The organism is Micromonospora sp. NPDC007220, assembly GCF_040634035.1.
Taxonomy (GTDB): domain Bacteria; phylum Actinomycetota; class Actinomycetes; order Mycobacteriales; family Micromonosporaceae; genus Micromonospora; species Micromonospora reichwaldensis.
In genome coordinates, this window is record NZ_JBEYEU010000013.1 from 102,855 (window position 1) to 127,892 (window position 25,038).

General features: G+C 71.1%; 21 protein-coding genes. 3 read left to right on the top strand and 18 right to left on the bottom strand.

Annotated features, from left to right (window positions below; all coding sequences use genetic code 11):
• Positions 1-32: 32 nt before the first annotated feature.
• From ABZ573_RS21840 to ABZ573_RS21925, 18 genes are all read right to left on the bottom strand, one after another.
• The gene (locus ABZ573_RS21840) at positions 33-1,070 is read right to left on the bottom strand and encodes a hypothetical protein (protein WP_358120432.1); all 1,038 of its coding nucleotides are present in this window, start codon (positions 1,068-1,070) and stop codon (positions 33-35) included.
• Between the two features lie 162 nt (positions 1,071-1,232).
• The gene (locus ABZ573_RS21845) at positions 1,233-3,266 is read right to left on the bottom strand and encodes a hypothetical protein (RefSeq protein WP_358120435.1); all 2,034 of its coding nucleotides are present in this window, start codon (positions 3,264-3,266) and stop codon (positions 1,233-1,235) included.
• A gap of 107 nt (positions 3,267-3,373) precedes the next feature.
• Positions 3,374-4,495 carry a DUF6461 domain-containing protein gene (locus tag ABZ573_RS21850; protein WP_358120438.1) on the bottom strand — a complete coding sequence of 374 codons (1,122 nt, stop codon included), beginning with the start codon at positions 4,493-4,495 and terminating at the stop codon, positions 3,374-3,376.
• Positions 4,496-4,646: 151 nt separating this feature from the next.
• Entirely contained in the window at positions 4,647-5,303 is a 657-nt protein-coding gene (locus ABZ573_RS21855) for a CmcI family methyltransferase (protein ID WP_358120441.1), read from the bottom strand.
• Positions 5,304-6,058: 755 nt separating this feature from the next.
• Positions 6,059-7,132, bottom strand: coding sequence for a 2-oxo acid dehydrogenase subunit E2 (locus tag ABZ573_RS21860; protein WP_358120444.1), 1,074 nt, complete (start codon positions 7,130-7,132; stop codon positions 6,059-6,061).
• Entirely contained in the window at positions 7,125-8,147 is a 1,023-nt protein-coding gene (locus ABZ573_RS21865; protein ID WP_327027960.1) for a transketolase C-terminal domain-containing protein, read from the bottom strand. Before ABZ573_RS21865 ends, ABZ573_RS21860 begins: the two co-directional genes overlap by 8 nt.
• Positions 8,140-9,048 (bottom strand): thiamine pyrophosphate-dependent dehydrogenase E1 component subunit alpha, encoded by a 909-nt coding sequence (locus ABZ573_RS21870; protein ID WP_358120448.1) that lies wholly within the window; start codon positions 9,046-9,048, stop codon positions 8,140-8,142. Before ABZ573_RS21870 ends, ABZ573_RS21865 begins: the two co-directional genes overlap by 8 nt.
• Positions 9,041-10,543, bottom strand: coding sequence for an AMP-binding protein (locus ABZ573_RS21875; protein ID WP_358120451.1), 1,503 nt, complete (start codon positions 10,541-10,543; stop codon positions 9,041-9,043). Before ABZ573_RS21875 ends, ABZ573_RS21870 begins: the two co-directional genes overlap by 8 nt.
• Positions 10,540-11,451 (bottom strand): diiron oxygenase, encoded by a 912-nt coding sequence (locus ABZ573_RS21880; protein WP_327027956.1) that lies wholly within the window; start codon positions 11,449-11,451, stop codon positions 10,540-10,542. Before ABZ573_RS21880 ends, ABZ573_RS21875 begins: the two co-directional genes overlap by 4 nt.
• Positions 11,448-11,690, bottom strand: a complete 243-nt coding sequence (locus ABZ573_RS21885; protein ID WP_101409372.1) for a phosphopantetheine-binding protein — start codon at positions 11,688-11,690, stop codon at positions 11,448-11,450. Before ABZ573_RS21885 ends, ABZ573_RS21880 begins: the two co-directional genes overlap by 4 nt.
• Before the next feature lies 1 nt (position 11,691).
• On the bottom strand, positions 11,692-12,603 hold the full coding sequence (locus ABZ573_RS21890; protein WP_358120455.1) for a transglutaminase domain-containing protein: 912 nt from the start codon (positions 12,601-12,603) through the stop codon (positions 11,692-11,694).
• A complete protein-coding gene (locus tag ABZ573_RS21895) occupies positions 12,600-14,978 on the bottom strand; it encodes a peptidase domain-containing ABC transporter (protein ID WP_151452690.1) in 2,379 nt (792 codons plus the stop codon). Before ABZ573_RS21895 ends, ABZ573_RS21890 begins: the two co-directional genes overlap by 4 nt.
• Positions 14,975-15,703: an SDR family oxidoreductase gene (locus ABZ573_RS21900; protein WP_192581243.1), complete on the bottom strand. Its 729-nt coding sequence runs from the start codon at positions 15,701-15,703 to the stop codon at positions 14,975-14,977. Before ABZ573_RS21900 ends, ABZ573_RS21895 begins: the two co-directional genes overlap by 4 nt.
• The gene (locus tag ABZ573_RS21905) at positions 15,696-16,895 is read right to left on the bottom strand and encodes a class I adenylate-forming enzyme family protein (RefSeq protein ID WP_358120459.1); all 1,200 of its coding nucleotides are present in this window, start codon (positions 16,893-16,895) and stop codon (positions 15,696-15,698) included. Before ABZ573_RS21905 ends, ABZ573_RS21900 begins: the two co-directional genes overlap by 8 nt.
• Before the next feature lie 3 nt (positions 16,896-16,898).
• On the bottom strand, positions 16,899-17,165 hold the full coding sequence (locus tag ABZ573_RS21910; RefSeq protein WP_089000851.1) for an acyl carrier protein: 267 nt from the start codon (positions 17,163-17,165) through the stop codon (positions 16,899-16,901).
• Between the two features lie 2 nt (positions 17,166-17,167).
• Positions 17,168-18,832 carry a condensation domain-containing protein gene (locus tag ABZ573_RS21915; RefSeq protein WP_358120462.1) on the bottom strand — a complete coding sequence of 555 codons (1,665 nt, stop codon included), beginning with the start codon at positions 18,830-18,832 and terminating at the stop codon, positions 17,168-17,170.
• An 80-nt stretch (positions 18,833-18,912) separates the two neighbouring features.
• The gene (locus ABZ573_RS21920) at positions 18,913-20,427 is read right to left on the bottom strand and encodes a class I adenylate-forming enzyme family protein (RefSeq protein ID WP_358120465.1); all 1,515 of its coding nucleotides are present in this window, start codon (positions 20,425-20,427) and stop codon (positions 18,913-18,915) included.
• Between the two features lie 36 nt (positions 20,428-20,463).
• A complete protein-coding gene (locus ABZ573_RS21925; protein ID WP_151452695.1) occupies positions 20,464-21,489 on the bottom strand; it encodes a ParB N-terminal domain-containing protein in 1,026 nt (341 codons plus the stop codon).
• Positions 21,490-22,143: 654 nt separating this feature from the next.
• Here ABZ573_RS21925 and ABZ573_RS21930 point away from each other — a divergent pair.
• From ABZ573_RS21930 to glf, 3 genes are read left to right on the top strand one after another with little or no spacing between them, the layout of a single operon-like run.
• Positions 22,144-22,926: a phosphotransferase gene (locus ABZ573_RS21930; protein ID WP_327027945.1), complete on the top strand. Its 783-nt coding sequence runs from the start codon at positions 22,144-22,146 to the stop codon at positions 22,924-22,926.
• A complete protein-coding gene (locus ABZ573_RS21935) occupies positions 22,916-23,836 on the top strand; it encodes an aminoglycoside phosphotransferase family protein (protein ID WP_327027944.1) in 921 nt (306 codons plus the stop codon). The genes ABZ573_RS21930 and ABZ573_RS21935 overlap by 11 nt, the downstream gene beginning before the upstream one ends.
• Positions 23,833-25,038 carry a UDP-galactopyranose mutase gene (gene glf, locus ABZ573_RS21940; RefSeq protein WP_089000857.1) on the top strand — a complete coding sequence of 402 codons (1,206 nt, stop codon included), beginning with the start codon at positions 23,833-23,835 and terminating at the stop codon, positions 25,036-25,038. Before ABZ573_RS21935 ends, glf begins: the two co-directional genes overlap by 4 nt.

Consider the following 25,038-nt stretch of genomic DNA (forward strand, 5'->3'; position numbering starts at 1 on the left):
GCTCCCGGCGCGGCTGACCCGGCCCACGCCGGTCAGTTCTTGGCCTTCGCGTAGTCGAAGAGGTCGGCGACGTCCTCGTCGAAGTACGGGCCGTACATGTTCCCGGAGAACTTGTACGAGGCCACCGAGTTCACGTACCCGAAGCCCTGCGAGTTGTTCCAGGCCCGCAGGAATGGCCCGCCGCTGGTGCCCTCGTTCAGCGGGCAGTCCATGAGCTTGACCCGCTGCGTTCCCGCGGCCTGCGTCGTGCTCTGGCAGTAGTGCTGCCACCTGCCGTCGAAGGGCGCGGCGCCGGGATAGCCGAGCAGGGTGGCGGCGACGCTGCGGGGGTAGTTGAAGCTGATGCCCTCCCCGCCGGTGACGTCCACCAGCCGCTTGCCGTTGCGCGGCCACACGGTGACGAAACCGTAGTCCCACCACAGGATGTCGTGGTCGACCCAGCCCTTGGTCGAGGTCATGCTCCGGGCGCTCCACAGCCCCCAGGCGGACGGGCCGTCGGCGTAGTTCGGGGCGAAGACCCAGTTGGTGTGCCAGTTGTCGGAGCCGTCGCCGGGGTGCAGGCAGTGCCCGGCGGTGGAGACCAGGTTCGCCTTGGCCGTGTTGATCGCACTGGCGGAGCAGTAGTGGTCCTCGTTGTTGGCGGTGAAGAAGACCCGGCCGACACCGGGTGAGGGATTGACGGACTGGGTTCCCGCTCCGGCGGAGGCGTCGCGGGCCGAGACCGAGGCACCGGGGACCGCCGTGCCGGTGCCGCGCGGACCGATCGGCTCCGCGCCCGAGCGCGGTTCGCCGACCCGACCCGGCCGGTCCGCGGCCTCCCCGGCCAGCTCCTCCCCGCCCACCAACGGTTCCAGCGGCGTCGCGGCGCGCATCCGCTCCGGCGTCCAGTACGCGTCGGCCAGGGCCTGCGCGGTCGCCGCGTCCCGGATCGGCCGACCGTGGAACGTCGCCTCCGCCCCGGCGGGGATCCCGTTCGGCGTGGTCGCGCTCGCCTGTGCCGGCGTGCCGGCCAGAGCGAGCCCGCAGAGCATGGCGGTGGCCGCCGAGATGATGCCGTAACGCCTTCGCACCCGTGCCTCCTCAGGAGCCGGCCCGGTGGCCATCCGCCACGGGTCCGGCAGAGGTGACGCTAGGGCGCTGGCCCGCCGCCGGGCAGCGGTCTGTCAGCATTGATCCACAGACGCGTATCTGCTTGCGGCCGGACGGGCACCCCGGCGTGACCGGTCACCGCGTCACGGGCACGGCGTCCCCGCGCAGACGTCGATGACCTTTCCGGTGAGCAGGAACACCGCCTTCTGCCTCTGCGCCGCGGCCTGGGCGCGCGGGAACTCGTGCGAGTCCTCGCCGTACTCCGGCCCGGCCGGGGCGAGGTTCGTCGGCGGTGGCGCGTACGCCGCGCCGCTGTTCCAGACCACCATCGCCGAGCCGGTGTACGGGTACCTGCGGATCGGCGCGATGCCCCAGTACGGCCGCACGTCCGGTGACCAGCCGTCGGCCAGCGCGGGGGTGTGCAGGCGGGCGCCGATGGTGCGCGCCTGGACCTCCGCCGCGGCCGGGGAAACCTGCTGGTCGCCGAAGGCCACGTGCATCAGCACCTGGTGTGCCGGGGTGCCCGGCAGCGGGCGGTCGGTCATGTGCTGGGCGTACCCGTTGGCCTCGGAGCGGTCCCACAACATCTGCAGCAGCGCGAGGATCAGCTGCTGGTCGACCTTGTCCGGGTAGTAGCCGTCCATGATCGTCTGGAACGGGGTGAAGGCCACGCTGCGTTGCAGCAGCGTGGAGTAGTTCATCGCCGGCACGCCGAGCACCGACCGGGTCCAGTCCTGGGCGATGGCGGTAAGCGCGCCGCCGTTGATGCCGCCCTGGCTGTTGCCGTCGTAGTGCAGCCCGCCGGCCACGTCGATCAGCGGCCGTGCGGTGGCGTCCCGGAACGCCGGGTGGGCGGCGAACCCGCCCGGGTGGATCATCGCCCGGCCCAGGAAGAGGAAGTTCAGGTAGCTCTGCTGCAACCGGTCGGCCACCGCGGGGAAGCCGCTGAGGTCGGTGAAGGCGCCGGCCACGTAGGGGACGTCGGCGGCGGCCATGCCGATCCAGCTGGTCGCGCAGAAGGTGAAGTCGTACGTGTGCGACATCGTCTTGACGTTGCCGGCGTTGATCTCGGTCGGCTTGCCGAGCAGGCCGTGGCCGTAGAGCGAGAGGTGTGCCGGTTTCGCGGCGGAGGCACTGCGCGGGATGTTGCAGACGAAGTCGGCCGCCACCGTCGCGCCGGACGGTGTGGGCAGGGCGTTCGGCGTCGGTGGCGTTCCGCCGCCGCCGGCTGGCCCGTAGTGCAGCCGGGAGCCGGGCCCGCCGTCGCCGGTCAGATACGACGGTACGCCGATGGTGCCGGTCACCTGCCGGGCGATCAGCGGCTCCTGCTCCGGCGGGTAGTCGGTCACCTGGGTGACGGTGAACGACGGTGCGGCCCGGCGGAGGGCGGCGAACGCGCCGTCGCGGATCGCCAGCATCCGCCCGGTCAGACCGTGCCGGCTGGCGACGGTGAAGTCCCAGGCCAGGTGGAGGCTGTGCCGCTTGACGCCGGCCCTGGTCAGGTCGGCGAGGATCCGCTTCATCTGCGGGGCGCGACGGTCCCGGTGGCCGAGGCCGGCGCCGGTCACGTACGCCGTGAACGCCTTCGGCGCCGGGATCAGCGCCCCGTTGCCGTCGCGCAGGCCGCGCAGGCCGACGACGTAGCGGGTGCCCTCGGACAGCGCCACCGCCGGTCGGATGATCAGCAACTGCCGCTCCGGCTGGCCGGCCGCGTGCGCGTCCAGCTCGGCCCAGTACGGCGTGCGCCTACCCGTCCGGGCGTCGAGCAGCACGATCGGCGCGTCCGGCGCCAACGAGCGGCCGATGTCGGTGACCGGCGCGATCCCGGTCGCCGCCGCGTCGAGGCCGGGCACCCGCACCAGGATCGGCGAGCCGGGACTGAACCCGTCCTGCCGGTTCCATTCCGTCGGGTCGATCGGGGTTCCCTGCACGTTGGCGGGCATCGCGGAGGCCGGGAACCGTACCCGCTTGCCGGTCGGGCTGCTGCGGTCCGGCACCGTGAAGTAGTCGTTCGGGAACGGCAGCAGGCAGGCCGTCGGGTCGATCGGGTCGCAGCCCTGATGCCCGGCCGGCGCGGGAGTCGCGGGCGGCGCCGCGGCGGCGGCCGCGCCGAGCAGGACGGCGCCTGCGGTCACCAGCACGGACACGGCGAGACGGAGCCGTCTGGGTGTGGTCACGCGCATCTCCTTCGACACCGGACCGTGGTCCGAGGCGGGGGCCGACGATGGTGGGTGGAGCGTCGTGTACTTCCTACGCTCGTGAATGGATCTCGGCAAGAGGGCCGCTACTCGCCGGACCTGGCGGCGAAGCCGGACAGGTGGGCGTGCACCCGCTCGCGCCGGGCGGCCGTACCGTCGGGGTCGACCTTCGCGGCGTTGACCAGCACCTGGGTCAGCGCGGTCGAGGGTTCCGCGTGCAGCCGGCCGCGCGCCACCGCGTGGGCGAACGTGGCGCGCACGAGCGCTGACCCGGATTTCCCGGCCGCGCCACCCACCGGCCCGGCGCCGTCCACCTCGTACCGCGCCCAGGCGTCCTCCACGCCGCGCCGGTACCCCCGGCGCGCCGACTCCAGCGCTTCGGCACGGCGCAGCTCACGATCCGCGTCGGTGAGCGCCGACGGGTCGACCGTCAACGCCTCCGCCGGCAACAGGCCGTCGACCGCCACCTCGACCGCACCACGACACGCCTTCCGCAGCAGCGGCGATCGCACCGACTCGAACCTCAGCGGCAGGCCGACCAGTTTGACCAGGTCAGCGCCGCCTGGGAGCAGACTGCCGAGCCGGCCGCGTGGCTCGAACAGGTCGGCCGGGACGAGCACGGACGCCGGGTGCGCGTCGACCAGGTGCTCGCGGGTGATCCGGACGCCCCCGCAGCGCTGAAGGAACGCCAACGCCTTGGGCCGCGGATCCCCGTCCTCGCCGAAACCGAGCCCGTCGAGGTACGGCTCCAACTCCTCCGGGTCGTCGCCGTCGCCATGTCCGGGATACGACCAGTCGACCGAGGCGACCAGCCGACCGTTCTCGGCGTACGACACGGGGCGGCGCGCGCCACCTCCGCGAGGTCCCGCAGCGTGGCGGTGCGCCGGGCCGGAAAGCCGTCGAAGCGAACGAGCGCCTCGTCCACGGTCAGCCCCGCGACCACCGTGACGCACAGGGCCTCCCCCGGCACGTCCCGCTGCGCGAGCAACTCCGCGTAGTACCCGGTCTCCCGCACCGCGTCCTCCCCCGACGGCCGCACCCCGCCAGCCCCGACGCGGAGCCTGGACACCGTCGCCCGTCGCCTCGGCAACGGCACCGACTCGCAGCCGGCGGGCCGCCGGCAGCGCGGTCCCGCCACGCTCACCATGCTGGTGGCCTGCTGACGAGGAATTGCCGATCGTCGTCGGCACCGCCGTTCGCGCGGCCACCAGAACAGCCCTTGGCTACTGATGCCCTTCTCTGGAGAAGAAGATCATCGACCAAGGGCTGTTTCCGTGCCCGGTCGCGATCCCCGCGGGGCCCCGGGAGGCAGGAATCAAGTTGGTGGCTGGAGAGATGACGACTGCGCGTCGGGCATCCTCACACTCGCCGCAGATAGCCGCCAGGGAACCAGGTGAACATCAGTTCCTCCTTCGACCTGTCGACTTCGAAGCGCTGGTCGGGCAGGAATTCCTCGAGCGCCTCCCAGGGCCCGTCGCCCGGTTCCCACGGCCCCGCCTGGACCGGGTGCCCGCTGAGGTTGGTGTCCTGCACGATCAGGTAGCAGCCCGGCGTCACCAGGTCGGCGTACGCCGCGAGTTCCGCGAGGACGTGCTGCTTGCTGTGGTCGCTGTCGAGGATCACCATGACCCGCTCGACGGCCTGCGCCTTTTCCCGCATCTGGGCGACGACGGCAGGGTCGACGGACGACCCGGTCATGGTGTCGACCCGGTCGAAGTACGGCGAGTCGACCGCCATTCCTTCGCCGTCGATCCAGCCGCTCGGTCCGGCGAGGTGTTCGGGCTTGACGTCGACCGTCGCGACCCGGCCGTTACCGACGAGTCCGAGCATTGTCGCGTAATAGAGTGCGGACCCACCGTGTCGGGTGCCGGTCTCGATGATCAGATCAGGTCGCGTTTCGTGAATGATCTCCTGGATCATCCACATGTCCATCGGATTCTGGTGGCACGCCACGCCGAGCCATGTCCGGCGGCGCCACACCTTGCTCTTGTAAAAGGCCCGCTGGAACGTGTCCACGGCCCCGGAAACATCAGCATCCATGGGGGGAAACTATCACGACAAATGCTGGCCGGTGATCATGCCTCTGACCCAAAAATCGCCGGTACAGGGTGACCCCTTTTCTCGAACAAAACGCCCAGGAGGCACGCCTGGGAAAGGGTCGGGCACTGCGGCTCGTTCCATAACCGTAACCATCGGTCACGGCCGGTTCCGGACCGTGACCGTCTGATCCCCGCCAATGCCGGCAGGCGCGACACGGCATCCGCCGCCCACGTCACCGGCAAGGCGGACGGAGGCGCCTGAGCGAGGTGCCCAAGCGCCTCCTGCCGCCTTACTGGCAGGCCATCGGGCCGCCGACGACATCGTCCAGCTCGTCGTCGGCCATCTCACGGATGTCGACAGCCTCGAAAGTCACCTCGATCATGTTGATTCACCCCCTCCCCGCATCATCGGTCACTGCACCCGACCAGATGGTCGGACGAATCACATGCAACGGGCCGCGCCCACCACATCGTCCAGCTCCTCGTCGGCCATCTCACGGATGTCGACAGCCTCGAAAGTCACCTCGGTCATGCTGGTTCACCCCTTTCCGCTCATCAGTCCTTCTCCACCCGAAGGTTCGATCCGGAAGCCGTGGCGGCGGACTCAAGTCCACAGGTTCCACACGGACCGACAGCCCTTCCATAGCGGGCTGGGAGCCATAGGATACCTCCGTCATGTCCACAGGCGATGTCGCGTTGGTCGCGTTCAACTGACAACTGTCAAGAGGGCTATCAACCCGCCTCCAGATCGGCCTTGACCGCGCGCAGGAACGCCACCGCCGACCGACCGTTGACAAAACGATGGTCGTATGCCAAACCCAGATGGAAATAGTCACTGGTGGTGACCGAACCATCATTCTGAAGCACCAACTCGCGCTGCATCGAGGCGAGCGAGACCGCGCATGTGTGTTCCGGGAAGATGAGCGGCTGCGCATGCACGACGTCCGCGTCCGTATGTATCGTGAGCGCGATGTTCGACCCGGCCAGATCAGCCTCGGCGAATTCCCCGCGCACGGCGGCGCGACGGAACCGCAACAGGTCGGCGGCGACGTCCCGCAGCGGCCGGGTGTCGGCGTCGGCGACGACCGGCAGGTAGAGGCCCCTCCCGACGTCGATGGTGACACCGACGTGCGCTCCCGGCCGAACCGTCGCCGCCTGATCGCCCTCCGCTCGCGCGAAGCACAGCGGGAACTCCGCCCGCCGCGCCGCGATCGCCTCGACCACCAGCTCCGGGATGCCGACGAAGCCGATGGTCGCCGCCTCGGTACGTAGGCGTTGTTTCAGTCGATCGGCGACCACCTTGACGACCGTGTACGCGGCGGGGATCTCGCGGTGCGAGGTGGACACCGTACGGGCGACCCGTCGTTGGGCCGCGGACACGGTCACCCGCTCGGCCGTGGCCGGCGGCGCCTGCCCGGCAACCAGCTGTTCGATGTCCGACCGCGCGATGACCGGCTTGCCGATCGACCGTACGTCCGCCTCCGCCACACCGTGTTCGGCCATCAGCCGCCGGGCCGGCTCGGTGATGGTGATCGGATCCGCATCGGAAGCCTGCCGCACCGGTGGCGGGCGGTCGTCCCCGCCGACGGTCGCCACCACCTCCCCGGGGCGGCAGGTCGACGGTGCGGACGTCCGCTGCCACAGGATGCCGGCGTCGTCCGCGACGAGTTCGTGCGCCGCCTTGGAGGTCTCCACCAGAGCTACCGCGGTGCCCGCCTCGACCGGCGCCCCGTCGCCGACCAGCCACTCGATGAGCGTGTACTCCTCGTCGGTCGCGTTGAGCCGCGGCAGCCGGATGTCACCCACCGGCGACCGCCGTCACCACGGCGCGGATGTCGTCCGCCTGGACCAGTACCGCACGCTCGAGGTGGGGTGCGGCGGGGATGGTGCTCGGCGGCGCGTGGAGCAGCCGGACGGGCTGGGACAGCAGGTCCCACATCTGCTGGTGGATGGTGTGAGCCACCTCGGCCCCCCACGTGCCGCCGGCCGTCGCGTCCTCGACGACCACCACCCGTCCGGCCCCGGCGACCAGAGCAGCCAGCGGCGCGGGGTCGAACGGATAGAGCCGCGACGGCACCACCGCACGCACCGCGATCTCGTCACTCAGATATGCACCCCGCATTCCGCCGAGCACCCTGTCGGTGAGGCCGCCCGGTGCGATGACCACGACGTCGGCCCGGTCGACCCCGCGCACGCCCAACACGGCGAAGTCGCAGGCGCCACCGATCCGCTCGCAGTGGAACAGCTCGTCTCCGGCCGCCGCGCCGAACCGTCGACGGCCGTAGAGCACCTTGTCCTCGAAGTACATCGCGGGAGCCCCCGAGTCGAGGATGCGGGCCAGTGTGGCGTGCGCGTCGTGCACCGGGCTCAGCTCGTGCACGGCGAGGTTGGGCACGCCCACGAAGTGCTTCTGCAGGCTCTGGCTGTGGGTGGGCCCGTATCCGCGGTTGCCCCCCGTCGGGCACCGGACCACCAGCGGCATCCGCACCGGTTCGCCGTACATCGTGACGGCCTTGCTGGCCAGGTTGACGATCTGGTCGAAGCACAGGGTGGCGAAGTCGGAGAACATCACCTCGACCACCGCCTCCCGGCCCCGCAGGGCCAGGCCGACCGCGAAGCCCACGATCGCCTGCTCGCTGATCGGAGTGCTGAGGACCCGTTCGGGATACCCGGTGGACAGTCCGCGGGTGACGCCGAAGGCGCCGCCGTACGGGTCGGCCATGTCCTCGCCGATCAGATGGAGATCCGGCCTCTCCGCGAGCAGGGTCGCCAGGGCACGGTTGAGGCCCTCCCCGACCCGCTCGGTCCCCGGCTCAGCCATGACCGGCGCCGATCAGCGGTCGGGCGAGTACCGACTCGACCACGTCGCGGATCTTCCCGGTCGCCGCCGTGTCCAGGCGGTCGACCTGCTCCGGGAATGCCGCACGGTAGTGCGGGTACCAGTCACGCCCGGCGAGGGCCTCGAGCTCCGCCGGCGTGCGGGTGTCGTCGCCCTTGCTGTGCGGGCCGAGCCGCACCGTGTCGAACTCGACCACCAACGGAGACCCGTCGTGACGTACGGCGGCGACGAGCGGCGCCAGGCTGGCCCGGATGGCGTCGACGTCGATGCCGGTCACCTCGACGTGGCGGATGCCGAAGGCGGCACAGCGGTCGGCGACGCTACCGGCCATCTGTGCCGAGGTCGGGGTGGACTGGGCGATCCCGTTGTGTTCGACGACGACGACCATCGGCACCCGCCAGAGCGCGGCGAGGTTGAGCGCCTCGTACACCACCCCCTCGCCCCAGGTGCCGTCACCGACGTACACCACGGAGATCGAGTTCGTTCCGGTGCGCCGCATGTCGAAGGCGGTGCCCACCGCGACCGGCACCAGTTGCCCCTGGATGCCGGTGGACATGAAGCCCGGGCGGCGGATGTGCTGCGAACCGCCCATCCCGCCGCACAACGCGCCCTCACGGCCGGCGAGCTCGGCGAGCAGCCCCGCCGGATCGTCGTACCGCGCCAGGAAGTGGCCGTGTCCCCGGTGGTTGCTGAACACCTCGTCGTCGGGGCGCAGCAGGGACTCGACCACGACCGGGACGTACTCCTGGCCGAGGCAGGTGTGGCTGGTGCCCGGGATCAGTCCCCGGCCGAGCAGGTCGAGGACCGCGTACTCGAAGCGTCGGATGGACAGCATCGCCCCGAGGGTGGAGTCGGCCAGCGGGCGCAGCCGGCTCTCACGCATGGGTGACCTGTCCGCCGGCCACGAGGTCCCGGGCCCGTGCGGCGAGCACCCCACGGTCGATCTTGCCGTTCGCCGTGTGCGGGAACGCGTCGATGTCGCGGCACAGCAGCGGAACCATGTATCCCGGCAGGATCGAGGACATCGGGCGACGGATGTCCACGCCCGGGGTGCCGACGTAGAACACCGCCAGCTCCGTCCGCCCGGACGCCTCGAACGCCACCGCGACGGCCCGTTCCACCCCCGGCAACTGCCCGACGTGCCACTCCAGCTCGTCCAGCTCGACCCGGTAGCCGCGGACCTTCACCTGCCGGTCGACCCGACCGAGATAGACGAGTTCACCGCCGGCGCACTCCCGGACCCGGTCGCCGGTGCGGTACCAGCGCACCGAGTCGCCGTCGTGGAAGCGGCCCTCGTCGTCGGCCGGATCGAGATACCCGGGGAACATCTGCTGCCCGGTCACGCACAGCTCGCCCTCGGTGCCATCGACGCCGTCCTCGACGATGCGGTATCTGAGATGCGGGTACGGCGCGCCGATGGGGACGACGCCGTGCACGGCGAGGTCGGCGGAGTCCTCGGACAACCGGTGCGCGGAGCAGGCGATGGTCAGCTCGGTCGGGCCGTACAGGTTCTCCACCACCGATCCGGCCGCCGCCCGCTGCCAGTCCTCGGCATCCGTCATGCGCAGCGCCTCACCGCAGAAGAGGCTCCACCGCAGCGTCGGCATCGAGCCGGGAGTCAGCCCGCCCCGGCGCCGCACCAGAGCGATGGCGCTGGGAACGGAGAACCAGAACGTCACCCGCTCGGCGGCCAGGAACTCCGGCAGCGCGGTGAACACCTGCGGCGGTGTGGACACCACGGTGGCACCCGCGCCCCAGGCCACGAAGAGGTCGAACATCGCCAGGTCGAAGGTCTGGTCGAAGGTCTGCGAGCACACGTCGCCCGGGCCGAGGTCGTAACGGTCGAGGTTGTACCGCAGGAAGCTGTCCATGTTGGCGTGCGTGATCGCCGCGCCCTTGGGCCGGCCGGTGGAGCCAGAGGTGAACAGCACGTACGCCACGTCGTCGTAGCCGGCCCGGGGCAGGGTGTCCAGCGGCGTCGCGGCCTGCGCCGCCACGGTGAGGCCGGGCAGGGCCGCCGTGAGGTGCGCAAGCGCCGCCGCCCCCAACCGGTCGACGATCAGCGTGTCGACGCCGGCCTGCGCCGCCATCCGGCAGGTACGCGCGGCGGGGAAGCCCGGGCTGAGCGGCACCGCCGTCGCGCCGGCGTAGAGCGTGGCGAGGAGCCCGGCGTACGACTCGATGCTGCGCACCGCGAGGATGCCGACGCTCCGCGCCCCGCACGCGACCAGCCCGCCGGCCCAGCGCCGGGCCACCTGGTCCAGCTCCGTGTACGTCCACTCCTGGCGACCGATCCGCAGCGCGACCCGGTCCGGCGCCGTCGCCAGGCCGGCGATGAACCACTCGTGCAGCAGACGTCGTGGCAGCTGACCGGTCACCAGGCCACCGTGTCTTCCGTGAAGAGCCCCAACCGGTCGAAGAAGCGGGTGGTCTTGTGCATCACGGTCCGATGGAACTCCTGACGGTACTGGTCGCCGAGCACCTCGGCGCGGATCCGCCTGGCCTCGGGAAGGGCGGCGTCCGCGTACACCTCGGGGTGGTAGAACGCCCGCAGGCACGAGCTGACGTAGCGGGACAGGTACGTCCCGGCTCCCGCCATCTCCTCCGGCGTCGCGCTCTGCTTCGCCTCCTCGTACAGCGCCCGCATCATCTGCCGACCGAAGGCGATGTGTCGCGACTCGTCCTGGTGGTGGACGGCGTTGATCTGCTGCGCGATGTGCGGCAGCCGGCCGTCGGTCGCCATCTTCGCGTTGTAGTAGTCGCACAGCTCCTCCGCGATGAGGATGCGACCGAAGATGACGAGGTCACGGATGGCGGGGCCACCCTCGATCGCGGTGCCGGCGACGCGCTTGGTCTTGTAGACCTTCCCCCCGTACCGCTGGCAGAACTGGGCGAAGAACCACATGTGTTCGTTCTCTTCGTGGATGAAGTCGTGGAAGAACTCCGACAGGCCCGGGTACCGCGTGTCGTAGATCCGCCCGGCCACCTCGCCGATCAGCTCGCGGATGAGGTGGACGTTGAGACTGAAGAAGTTCACCGCCTCGGCCTGGGTCAGGCGCACCCGTTCGGCATCCGACAGGCGGTCCCACACCGCGGTGCCGTAGCACGTCGTCAACTCCGGGCTCATCCAGAACTGGTCCGTCGGCAGTTCCGCCGGCCAGTCGAAGATGTCGAAGACGTGGTAGCGCTGGTCTCGCGCCTGGTCACTCAACCTGGCGGCGACCGTGGTGAGCCGCTCCCACGACTGGTGCATGTCCGCGTGTCTCTCCTCGACGGGGCCGGTCACATCAGGCTCCTGACCGCGTTCCAGATGGTGCCCGGAGTCGCGAAGACCTCCGGCTGCAACAGCTCGGGTGGGATCTCGATGTCGAACTCGGTCTCCAGGTTGACGATCAACTCGACCACTTCCAGCGAGTCGACACCGAGCTCGGTCAGGCTCTGGTCAGGCTCCAGGGGCGAGTCGGCACTGAGCAGCCGACTGCGCTCCCGAATGAGTGGTTCAAAGGCGGGTGGCCAATCCACCATGTCACCCTCCCGTGTCGCGGTAGGTTGGGAATCTCGCGAAAACCGGCTGACCGGCATGCGTCACCAGGTCGCGCCAGCTGGGTCCGACGCGGCCGAGAATGGCACCGAGCGAGCGGTCGCGCTGCCACTCTGGCCCGGCCATGCCCCACTGCCCCAGGGCGTCCAGGAGCACCGGGTCGACCGGGACCCAGACCCCGTCGACCTGGAACTCCGCCCACGAGTGCGATGCGGAGATCGGTGGGGTCAGCGACCTGCCGAAGGAGAACCGGGCGGTCAGTCCCCGCCTGCGGGCCTCCTCGACCAGCAGGTGGGCCACGCCGACGCAGTCGCCGATCCCGGTGTCACGGACGAAGGCGCTGTCGGCGCGCAACGTCTCCGGCAGCCAGAGGAACCGGATGTGCCGGGTCTCCGCCAGCAGGTCGAGCACCGCGGTCGGCAGTTCCGGCCAGGTCCGCGGCCGGTCGAACGTCACCGAGTGCAGCACGCCGCCCCGGTCCTGTGCCGACGTCGTCCCGTGCCAGGCGTCGTCCGGCACCGCGAGGCGCCACCGGCACGGCTCGTCGTGCCCGGGCTCCGGGCACTGCGCCACGTAGTCCATCCGGTAGCGGGCGTGGGCGGTGGGGCGCCCCAGCTCGCGGATCCACCAGGAGAGGACCTTGCGCCCGCGCGAGCGCGGGTCCAGGTGCACCGAGACGTTGCGCAGGTCGGTGGCGTCGAACAGGAGGCCGTCCGCGCCGGCCGCCGAGGGCAGACCGGCGGCGACGAGGACGTCGAGGCCCGGCCCGTCGATCTGGTACTCGGCGGCGGCCGTGGCAGCGTCCATCTCGAAGCGCCGATGCGAGTGCGGCACCTGCAGGATCAGCGGCAGCAGGGCGTCGAGCGCCTGCCGGTCGAGCCAACGCTCGGCTGTCACGAGGCACCTCCCACGAGGCGCCGGTACAGACCGTCCTCGGCCATCAGGTCCTCGTGGCGGCCACGCTGGACGAGCCTGCCGTCGCTCATGACGAGGATCTGGTCGGCGGCCTCGGGATGGGAGAGGCGGTGGGCGACGACCACCAGCGAGCGCCCGGTCCGGCGCAGGTTGGCCATGATGCGGTCCTCCGTGAGCCGGTCGAGGGCGCTGGTCGCCTCGTCGAGGATCAGCAGCTCGGAGTTCCGCAGCAGGGCCCGCGCCAGGGAGATGCGTTGGATCTGCCCACCGGACAGGCCCGCCCCGGAGCTGCCGAGCAGCGTCTCGTACCGCATCGGCATCGCGTCGATGTCGTCGTGGACCTCGGCCAGCCGGGCAGCGGCGATGACGTCCTCCAGGGAGCACTCCGGCCGGCCGAGCGCGATGTTCTCCCGGATGGTCCCGCCGAACAGCCGGGCGTCCTGCCGGACGTACGCCATCGACCGCCGCGCGGCCGGCCGGTCCAGCTGATCCGTCGGCGTGCCGTCGAGGGACACCGTGCCGGCGCTGGGCAGGTAGAGCCCCGCCAGCAGCATGGCGAGCGTCGACTTGCCGGAGCCGGACTCACCGAGGATGAGAGTGAACTGCCCGGGCTCGATCTGTGCGTTGACGTCCACGAGCGCCGGCGTCCGCGCGCCCGGATAGGCGAACCGCACGTCGTCGAGCGTGATGGCGCCGGTGACGCGGGACGGCACCACCGCGTCCGGGCCGGCCTCCGGTCGCGCGTCCAGGATGTCGGCGAGCCGGGTCAACGTGGCCCTCAGGCCGGCGACCTCCAGCCCGGTCTGCACCAGACTCGCCAGCGGTACGAACATTCCCATGGCCAGGGCGGAGAAGCCCACCACCCGGGACAGGGAGATCTCGCCGCGACCGAGCAGGACCAGACCGGCGGCGAGCACGGCGAGCGGAGCGAGGAACTGGATCGCGGTGCTGACGGCCTCGCACACGCCGAGGAACCGCCGGCTGCGGGTCCTGGCGTTCACCTCGGCGACGAACGTGTGGCTCCAGGTCTCCGCCGCGGCGCCCTCCAGCCCGGAGGCCTTCAGCGTCGGCACGCTGTCCAGCAACTGGAACAGCTCCGTGTGGCTCTTCGCCTGCGCCTCCAACAACGCCGCGGTCAGGTATTCCTGCTTGCGCCAGCTGAACGCGAGCAGAGCGAGCTGGGCGACGGCGAGGGTGAGCACCAGTGCGCCGAGACGCCGGTCCGCGACGACGATGAGCCCGCCGTACACGAGCACCAGCACCCCGTCGAGCACGGCCGACAGCGCGGATCCCGTCAGGATCTGACGGACCGCGTTGCTGGTGCGGACCCGCATGGAGAGGTCGCCGGTGTGGCGCTGGGCGAAGTAGTCGAACGGCAGGGCGACGAGGTGGTGGACCGCTCCGAGGGTCACCGACTTGTCGGCGAGGGTCTGCACGGACAGCAGGGCCAGCCGACGGACGGTCTGCATCCAGAAGTACATCGCGAACAGCACGACCGCCGCCCCGAACAGCAGCCAGGCGCTGACCGGTTCGCCGGGCTGGCCCGCCCGGTGCACGACGTAGGTGGAGGCGGCCGGCACCGCCAGGCCGCACAGGGTCAGCGCGACCGAGGTCAGCGCGAGAGGAACCCAGGCGGCCGTACGCGGGAAGAACTTCGACAGGTACGGCAGGCGGCTCGCGCCGAGGTTCCGGGCGTCGGCCCCTCGCCGCGACGTCGTGGCGCCGACCGGTGGATGGAACTCCAGCGCCACACCGGTGAACGCCTTGCCGGCCTCGGCCAGGCTGACCTTACGCCGGCCGAAGGCCGGATCGACGATGTACAGGTGGGTGTCGGTCACCCGCTCCAACACGACGAAGTGGATGAAGTTCCAGAAGAGGATGGTCGCCGGGGGGAGGTTGCGCAGCCCTTCGATGGAGACCCGGACCCCACGCGCGACCAGGCCGCGCCGCCGCGCGGCAGCGAGCATCGCGCGGGCCGCGACCCCGTCCCGGCCCGTGTTGGTCTCGGTGCGCAACTCGTCGAGGGGGACCGGTTGACCGAAGTAGGCGAGGACCATCGCCAGCGCGGCGGCCCCACACTCGCTCATCTGCGACTGGAGCACGACCGGAACCCGGGTGCGTGAGACCCGCAGCGCGGCCCGCACGTTGCGCCACCGCAGGCCGCGCAACGCGGCCAGGCCGGGTAGCGCCCGCCAGCCGAGCTCCACCGCGTCGCCGGCATCCCGGTTGACGCCGTGGTGACGCAACGCCTCGCGCCGGAAGCGCTGCCGTCGGTCGGTGAACTCCGTCGGTAGGCTCGTCGCCTCCGGCGGCCGGGGGGCCTGTTCCGCCTGCCCGGTCTTGTCCAGCGTGCTCATCCGCCGCTGCCCGAGTCGACCCGGAGCACCTGCGCGGTGATGGCCTCCGCGGCGGGTGAGAGCAGGAACTCGACCGACCGCGCCACGTCGGCGACGGTGGCGGCCCGGTTGAGCATGTTCCGTCGATTGATCGCGGCGCGGAGGCCGTCCTCGATCGATGCGGTCATGGCGGTGTCGATGAAGCCCGGTGCGACGCAGTTGACCGTGATGCCCCGGCTGCCGACCTCGGCGGCGAGCACCCTCGAGAACCCTTCCAGAGCGCACTTGGTCGCGGTGTACGCGCCGAGCCCACGGAAGGTCCGATGGGCCGCGATCGAGGTGATGTTGACGATGCGTCCGCCACGGCGGTACATCGCCTTGACCGCCGCCTGGGACAGGGACATCGGGACCTCGACGTTGAGCTGCCACATCCGGGTCATGTCCGACCGTGCGGCGGCCACGTGCAGAGCCGCGCTCGCCACCCCCGCGTTGTTGACGAGACCGTGGAGATCGGCGCACTCCCGGAGCCGGTTGGCCACCGCGAGCCGATCGTCGCCGCTGGTGAGGTCGGCGGCGAGGAACGTCAGCGGGTCACCGACGGACTCCCGCAGGGCCGCGAACTCGCTGGGAGCGGTCCGTGCCACGGCGACCACCCGGTAACCGACGGTCAGCAGCTGCCGGGTGACAGCCAGCCCGATACCCCGGGTACCGCCGGTGACGAACACCGTCCCGAGCGCCTCACTCACCGCGGGCCGCCTTTCCGGACGGTGCCGTCGGAAGCTGGTCGACGACGGTGACGCGACGCGGTTGTTCCGCCGGGGCCAGTACGCGGCGGGCATGGGCCTTGACCCGCTGCACGACCAGGTCACGGTCGGCGCCCGGCGGCGTGACGACGTCGGCGCCGACGACGGCGCCGAGCACGCTGCTGCGCACCGGGTAGACGCGGACCGCGACGACGTCCGGGAGTTCCCGCAGCAGCCGGGCCACGTGGCCGGGCACGACCTTCACCCCACCCACGTTGATGACCTCGCCGCGTCGCCCGAGGATGTGCAGGCGCCCACCGTGGATCGCCGCCTCGTCCCCCGTCGGCAGGTACGGTGCGCCGGGCGCCGGGGACAGGAGCAGCTCGCCGTCACGCACCGTCAGCGCCTTCCCGGTCGGCCCGTACCCGTCGAGGACGGAGAGCGGCAGGCCCGGCAGCCCGTCGGAGACGGTGGCGATCCGGCCCAGCTCGGTGCTGGCGTAGAACTGCAGGACGCGTTGCGGCGCGAACGCCGACTCGATCAGCCGTAGCAGCTGCGCGTCCACCGGCTCGCCGCCCATCGAGACGGTGTGCACCTGCGGTCGGGCCTCGTCGGTCCCCCGGTGCAGCGCCGCCATCCGCCAGAACGACGGGGTGCCGGCGACGACGTCGTAGCGTGCGCCCGTCCCGACGGCCAGGTCGGTCGGGGTGAGGAAGTCGATGCTGGCAGCCCGGCCCAACGCCTGGCTCACGGCCTCCACCCCGGCGTAGGTGAAGGGTGCGTAGCCGATCCCCCACCTCTCGTCACGGTGCGCGGTGTCCCAGTCGGCGCCGCGGGTCAGCTCCGGCCAGGGCCAGTAGGTCGGGGTCGGGGTACCCGTGGTGCCCGACGAGAAGATCCACAGCCCGCCCTGCCCTGCGCCGGAGGGCCGGCTGCCCTCATCGGTGGGCTGGATCCGCCCGCTCGCGACGTTCAGCACGGCCTGCGGGCGCAGCTCCGCCAGCGCCGACGCGGGGACGGTCGGACCCACCACGACCACGGACGCGTCGAGCGGGCGGAGCGCACGCAGTGCGACCACGAGATCCGGCCCGGAGGCCACCTCGACCGCGAGGTGGCGCAGGCCGGTCGCCGCGACCGCCTCTCGCAGCCGGACGATCCGCTGCGCCAGCGGATCGGCATGGATAGTCACGGGCATGGCTCAGCCTGCTGCCGGTTGCAGCGCCCGGCAGAGGTCCGCGAGCGTCTCCATCCGGTCGACGGCGACGACGTCCAGCAGTACACCCAGCTCCTGCTCGAACTCGACGATGAGTTCCGCGACGACGAGGCTGTCGATCTCCAGCTCGGCCAACTGCATCGCACCGGTGTAGCGCGGCGCGTCGCCGACCGGCGGCACGGTGAGCACCCGCTTCGCCACCGCGTCAAGGGTTTCCTCGTCGATCACCGTGTCGACGTGGACACTCTCCACGCTCAACCAACTCCATCCATGAATAGCTCCTCGGACCGTTCGTCGTCGGGGGTGCCGGACACCACCGCGATGCGCACCGGGACCGCCAGGAACGGCCGGCCGGCGACGTGGGAACGGACGTGGCTGGCGAGATCGTCCGCCGTGACTCCGGCGTCGGCGGGCGTCACCTCGGCGGCGAGTCGCGATCCGCCGTCCTCGGCGACCTCCACCGAGATCCTGGCGGAGGCGACCGCGGGGTGCGAGTCGAGGACCGAGGTCACCTCGGCCAGGTCGACGACCAGCACGACCGCACCGTCGGGTGCGCGAAGTGGCGTGAGCCCGGGGCCGCTCTCCGTCGCCGGCGCGGCGCTGGCCGGGTCGTCTCCGGCCAGCAGTGCGCGGAAGGCGGCGACGAACCTGGTGAAGGTGGCCTGCGACATGGTCTCGCCGTCGACGGTCAGCCGGACGCCCAGCCCGTTGGGCCGCTCGTTCGCGGCGATCCGCAGGCCGTCGGCGGTCCTGACCAACGTCGGGGTGTACGCGCCGCGCTCGATGGCGATCGCGCCGCCGTCGGCGTCGTCGCGGTCGGCGGTGTCCTCCAGGTACGTCATCGACAGGGTGTCGTGGACCGGACGGCCCAGGCGTCGGACCGCCGTCGCCCACATGTCGTCCAACGCCTGCCGCGTGACGGTGCGGCGCGAGGTCGCCGACAACAGCTCCCGCCGCACCTGCACCAGCAGGTCGGCGGGCCGGTCCGGCCGGTCCAGCACGACCGGCACGACGACGTCGAACATGCCGACGACGCCCTGGTCGGCGTGACGCCTGCCGTTCAGCTTCATCGAGACGACGAGGCGGTCCTGCGGCGTCAGCTGGAACACGGCGGCCGCGAACAACGTGAGGAGCCACTGGACGGTGCTGAAGCCGGCGGCCTGCCAGCGCTCGCGCACGTCCTTCCACTCGTCCTCGACCAGGGTCAGCAGCTCGGTGTGGGCGACGCTCGCGGACGGCCCGCCGAGCCCCGGAAGGAACTGGCACCGGGGCGGCAGCCAGGGGCCACGCTGCCGCCAGTACGCGGACACCGCCTGGGCGCGCGCCGAGTCGGCGGCGGCGGCCTGGCCGGTCACCGCGGCGAGGTAGTCGGCGTCCACGGGGTCGGCGTCGGTCCCGCCGCCGAAGTAGGCCCCCCACAGGTCGCGTACGACGATCATCCGGGCGGTGGCGTCGACGGCGTAGTTGGAGAACACCCCGAGCACGGCGTGCAGAGTCGGAGTGAACCGCAGCAACCGCAGCACGAACGGGTACTCGACCGCGAGGTCGAAGGGGCGCCGGATGTCCGCCGCGAGGACGGAGCGCACGTAGCGGGTGAACTGCTCGGTGTCGTTCGCCGTGACCTGGGTCATCGCCACGAGCCGGCGATCGTCGGGCATCGGCCGCACCCACTGGACAGGTTCACCGTCGAGCGTCGTGACACCGATCCGCAGCGCCGCGTGCCGGGCGACCGTCGAGCGCACCGCGCCGACGAATGCGGCGACGTCCAGCGGGCCGGTGACCTGGTAGGACATCCAGACTGCCACGCCCTGCTCCGCCGTCCCCGACAGGGCGCGGTGGTGCGCGAGCTGGCCCGGCAGCAGGGGATGGACAGCGGTGTCGAGATCGACCGCCTCAAGGCGGGTGGGTCGCGACGACATACGGTCCTCATCCCAGCAGCAGTGGTCACCTACCGGAGGCCAGATTCAAGATCGGCAGATTAGCAACTCCCCGGACACCGTCAAGGAATCCGCACTTGAACGGGGGTCGGCGGTGGGTGCGAACGCGCGATCGCCCGGATCTGTTGACGGTCCACCTTCCCGTGCGGGGTGAGCGGCAGCGCGTGGACCGCGACGCAACGCTCCGGCGTCTTGGCCGGTTCGAGGCGGCGCGCCAGCTCCGCCAGCACGTCGTTCTCCGGCAGGACGGTGGCCACCACGACGGTGAGCGGGTTCGCCTCGTCCGGCGCGACGGCGGCGGCCCCGTCGACGCCGTCGATGTCCATGGCCGCCGCTTCGATCTCGGCGGTGCTCGACCGCACGCCCCGGTGCTTGAAGACGTCGTCGCCGCGACCGTGCAGATACAGGTGGCCGTCGACGTCCAGGTGGCCGCGGTCGCCCGTGTGCAGCCGCCGGCCAGCCGCGGTCGCCCGGAAGGTGGCGGCGCTCAGCTGCCGGTCGCGCCAGTATCCGGCCATGACGTTCGCGCCCTCGACGACGACCTCGCCGACGTCGCCGGCGGGTAGCGGTCGACCCTGACGGTCGACGACGCGTACGACGGTGCCCGGGATCGCGCGCCCGACGGACCCTGGGCGTGCCAGGTCGCCGTCTGGCTCCAGGATCGTGGCTCGCTTGCATTCGGTCAGGCCGTACATCTGCACCACGGCCGCGCCCGGGAACGCGTCCCGCAGCCCGTCTGCGAGCCGTGGCGACATCCGGGCGCCGGTGTTCGTGAACATCCGGACCGGCTGCGGCACCGGGAGCGCCGTCCTGGCCGCCAGCCGGAGCAGCGCGGTGGCGATCTCCGGCACGACGGGCACGACGGTGGCCCCCGCGCTGGTGATCCGTTCGAGGAGGGCGATCCCCTCCCCTGCCTCGAGCGCCTCCCACCGCGAGCCCGCAGCCGTGGCGAGCAGGAGCTGGTAGAGCCCGTAGTCGAACGAGGGCGGCACGCAGGAGAGCACGACGTCGTCCGGCCGGTAGCCGAGGACCTGTCCGATCGCCCGGGTCGCGAAGAGGACGCTGTCGTGCGGACAGACCACCCCCTTGGGCCGCGCGCTGCTGCCCGACGTGTACATCAGGAGGGCGGGCGCCTCCGGGCCACCGTCGGCACGGCTGGCATCGGGCTGGACCGCGTCCCCGACCGGCGCGTCGAGCGTCTCCAGGATCTCCCCGAACTGTGTCGACGACCAGGCGCGGGCGGGCACCTCGACCGCTGCGGGATCGATCCCCACCACGAGGGCTGGTTCGATGTCGGCGAGTACCGCCCGAAGCTGGAACGGACGCATCGTGGCCGACAGCGGCGCCAGCGTCAGGTCCGCGTACGACGCCGCGAACAGGATCGCGGCGAAGCCGGCGCCGCCGGACCGCACGGCGATCCGGTCCCCCGGCAGCAGGCCCAGTGCGCGGAACCGACCGGCCAGGTTGACGCTTCGCTGCCGGAGTTCCTGATAGCTCCACCGGTGACTCCGGTCGACGACCGCGGTGCGCTGGGGATGCCGACGCGCGGCGGTGTCCAGCAGGGTGTGGATCCGCATGTCAGGACCGGGCTGAGCTGCCCCTGGCGGCGAGGCTCAACGCCCGACCGTCCGGTGCCGTCTGCGCTCCTCGGGCAGCATCTGGCTGAATTGGTACCAGCCCCCCGCGCAGGCCTGGGCGACAGCCCGAAGCGACTCGTGGCAATGCGCGGGAACGTTGCCAGCGGTGTTCGACGACTGCGAGATGAAGGCGAGCGTCCCGGTGAGCAGCCGGAGCAGGGCCTTGCCGTGGTCCGTGTAGCGCAGCGCGGGATCCTGGCGGAGCCGCTCCAGCTGTAGCCGGATGCTGGCGGCGAGATCCTGATCCGTCACCGGCAGCCCGTCGGGGGACGAGACGGCTGCCAACTCGGCGAGCGACGGCGCCGGGGCCTTCTGCCCGGCCGGGACACAGGCGCCGCCGCCGAGCGCCTTGCGGCGGACGTCGAAAGCCGTCCCGACCGAGATGCCTGACCGGCGCGCCACCTCGCGCAGGCTGGCATCGGGCTCGCGACGCACGATCGCCTCGGCCAACCGCCGGCCCTCTTCCGTCGAGACCGGGTGCCGGCGCCCGTCCCGGCCGATCCGGACGTCCTGGTGGTGGCCCGTGTCCAGGGATCGCCGCCGCAGGCCGGCGACGGTCTTGGCGGCGACGCCACACACCGCGGCTATCCGGCGGTCGGACCACTGGGGGTGCGAGGCGAGGATCCGCTTGGCAGCGGCCAGCCGGTCCCGGGCGCTCAGCGGCAGGCCGTCCTCGAGGTTCAACTGCACCGCGGCCACGAAGGCGTCCGCGTCGGAGCCGTCGAAGTAGACGACCGGCACGTGGCGGTCACCCCGCACACGCGCGGCCCGTAGCCGGTGCATGCCGTCCACCACCCGCAACGAGGACCGCTGGACGACGATCGGTGGCAGCTCGACGGTCAGCTCGACGAGGGTCGTGACGTGTCTCGCGCTGATCCCGTCCAGTCTCGGGGAGAAGCCGACCCGCAACGAGCGCACGTCGGCCACGTCGACCTCCGGAGCCGCTGCCTCCCCCGCCTGGGCGGGCTGCGCGGTGGAGTCGCTATCCGGTCGTCTCTTCATTCGTCCCTCGCGCCAAGTCGCCACAGTCAGAATGGTTGCGCTGGCGCTGATCGCCCATGCGCCTGCGACAACACACAGTCGCACCTACCCGACGATTTAGCCGCCCGCCACCATTACCCGTCCGTCACGAAATACCCGTGACGGCCATGCTACAACCGCAGGCAGACGCCTTCCAGACGCCGCCGACAGCAATTCGAACGGTGACGGCGAACGCACCGACAGTTCGACCTCAAGCAGGACCGGGACACCTCGGCAGCATCAGCGCGTAAACGCCCTGCGGACGGTCGGTAATTGTCCGGCGCGGGGAACCGCCGCAGTCCATGTCGAATTGCGACCGAGCAACACGGAGGGTGGCGACCCTCTGACGCAAATGGGATACGGGCATGCTTGTGGATCACCATCACGGTCGGTACTATGCAGGCCCCGAGACCGTTGGCCAGTGTCCGGTCGAAGGCGGGCGCGACGTTCGAGAAATGCCGTCCGTCCTTGCTCGACAAAACACTTGAGAGACACCAGCAAACCAATTAGTACGGGCGGGGCAATGCCACGGAAATTGAAGCTGCCGGCCACTGTCGCCGCGCACCGCCACCCCGCCCGGTCGCCGGCAGGGTCGCCAGGATGTGGGGCACCGGCCGCCGGACCGGAGCGGCGGTCGTGACCGAGCGGGAGACCAACCGGGTGCTGGTGGTGCGCCCCCTCGCCGTGCTCAAGCTCTACACCGCTGCCTGGCGCCGCGACACCGAGGTGACGGCGCTCGAGTCGCTGCGCGGACGCGCGCCGGTACCCGCGGTCATCGGCAGCGCGACGTTCGGGCGGCACAGCGCGGCCCTCATCCGGTACGTGCGGGGCAGCGCACCGAACCCCGCCAGCGCCCTCGACGTGCGGGCGTCGGTCGCCGCGTTGCGGGCCGCGCACACGATCACCGGACCCGCCTTCGGTCGGCTGCACGCGCCCGACCAACCGAGCTGGGCCGGGTTCCTGGCGGGCCGGCTCGACTCGTACGCCGAGACACTGGCGACGTTGGGTCTCACCGCGCAGGCGCGGCAGTGCCGGACCCTGCACCACGCGCTCGACGTGCTCGAAGACACCCGCCCCCACCTGCTGCACAGCGACCCGAACCCCGGCAACGTCATCCTGACCGAACACGGCCCGGTTCTCGTCGACTGGGAGCTGGCGACCTTCGGCGACCCCGACCTGGATCTGGTCAGGCTGGCCTGGGAGTGGCGCCTGCCGCCGGCGCGGTGGGCGGAATGGGTCGGCCTCGACCCACGGTCGCCCACCGTCGACCTCTACCTGCGGCTGCACCTGTTCAGCCGCCTGATGAGCGCGAGCAGCAGGCCGGGCGCCGCCTCGGCCGCGCTGGCGCACCGCTGCCTGACCGAGCTGACCGACCTGTACGACGGCGTCCACTCCCCCGGAGGCTCCGATGCAAGCTGACGCGGCCATCGACATCCTGACCTCGGTGGTGCCGCAGGCGGCCCCGCTGGGGGCGACACCGGTCACGAAGGGCATCTTCAGCACCGGATGGCGGGTACACACCACCGACGGCGACTACCTGGTCAAGATCAACGAAGACTCCCGGGCAGCGGACGACTTCCTGGGAGCCCGCAGGGCCACCGAGACCGCGTTGGCGCACGGCGTGCCGGTGCCGCGCCTGCTGGGTTCGGGATCGGACGGTGACGGGCACGCCTTCCTCGTCCAGGAGTGGATCGACGGCACCGATGCCGAGGACCACTTCGCCGCCCGGGACGGGCGGGAGCGGCGGCGGGTGCTCGAACGGCTGGGCGCGGTGCTGGCCCGGCTGCACGACATCCCCTACACCGTGGAGGGGCCGACCAGCATCCACGACACGGTCGCAGTCAAGATCCGCCGCTACGCCGCCCGGGCAGCCAGGTTGGAGATATTTACCCCCAGCGATCTTGATCGGCTCGTCGCCAAACTGCTGGAACTGGTCACCGAGGTGCTGCCGTCGATGTCTCCGCGGCTGACCCACCTCGATGTGCACCTACCCAACGTGCTGGTCGACAGATCCGGCGACGTATGGCTGCTGGACATGGACTTCGCCCGGCCCGGTGACCCGGTGGAGGACTTCGTGAAGCTCGACTGGTGGTGCTTCGCGGACGACACCGAACGGGCGGCGTTCCACACCGCCTATGCGGCGCACCGGACCCACCCGACCCCGCCACGTGACGTCGAAGCCGGGCTGCACCTGCACAAAATCATCACGGCTCTTTCCTACGTCGCCCTCTTCGCCGAGAAGGAGCCGCAGGCAGTGGCCGAATGGAAGCAGCGCCTCAGCGACGAGCGCCGGTCGGCGGCCTGGCTACTCGGAGAGGCAGTGACATGACATTCGAAGGCTACGACCTGGTGGTCGTCGGATCCGGCCTGTTCGGATTGACGATCGCTGAGCGGACCGCCGCCGAGTTGGACAAGCGGGTGCTGGTCCTGGAACGGCGCGACCATCACGGTGGCAACGCCTACTCGGAGGTCGACCCGGACACCGGAATCGAGGTGCACAGATATGGCCCCCATATCTTCCACACCTCGAACGAGCGAATCTGGGCCTACGTCAACCGTTTCACCGAGTTCACCGGATACCGGCACAAGGCTTTCACCCTCTATCAGGGGCAGGTGTATCCCCTGCCGGTCAACCTCGCGACGATCTGCCAATTCTTCGGCCGCTACCTCACCCCGGACGAGGCACGGGCACTGATTGCCGAACAGGCGGCCGAGATCGGTCAACTCCCCCCTGATCCGAGCCACGAGGAAAAGGGCATCTCACTGGTGGGAAGGCCCCTCTACGACGCGTTCTTCCGGGGATACACGGCCAAGCAGTGGCAGACAGACCCGAAGGAACTTCCCGGGTCGGTCATCGCCCGGCTGCCGGTGCGGTTCGACTTCAACAACCGGTACTTCAACGACACGTACGAAGGCCTTCCGGTCGACGGGTACACCGCCTGGCTGTCGCGGATGGCGGCCGACCCGCGCATCGACCTGCGCCTGAACACGGACTTCTTCGAACTGGCCGACGCCATTCCGGACGGGACGCCGGTCGTCTACACCGGTCCGCTGGACCGCTACTTCCGCTACAGCGGGGGTCGGCTCGGCTGGCGCACGCTCGACTTCGAGCGGGAAGTGGCGCCGGTCCGCGACTACCAGGGGACCACGACGATCAACTACGCCGAGGAGTCGGTGCCGTTCACCCGGAACGTGGAGTACCGCCACATGCACCCGGAACGGTCGTACCGCGGCGACCGTACGGTGCTGGTCCGGGAGTACTCGCGCTCCGCCGGCGACCAGGACGAGCCGTACTACCCGATCAACACGGCCGGGGACCGGGACGCGCTGCGGACGTACCGGATGTTGGCCCGGCAGGAGACCGCCGAGCGCAACGTGCTCTTCGGCGGACGGCTCGGCACCTACCAGTACCTGGACATGCACATGGCGATCGGTTCCGCGCTGGCGATGTTCGAGAACCGGATCGTGCCCTACTTCCGCGATCGGCGCCCGCTCGGGTCCACCGGTCCGACCACCGACGACAAAGAGTAG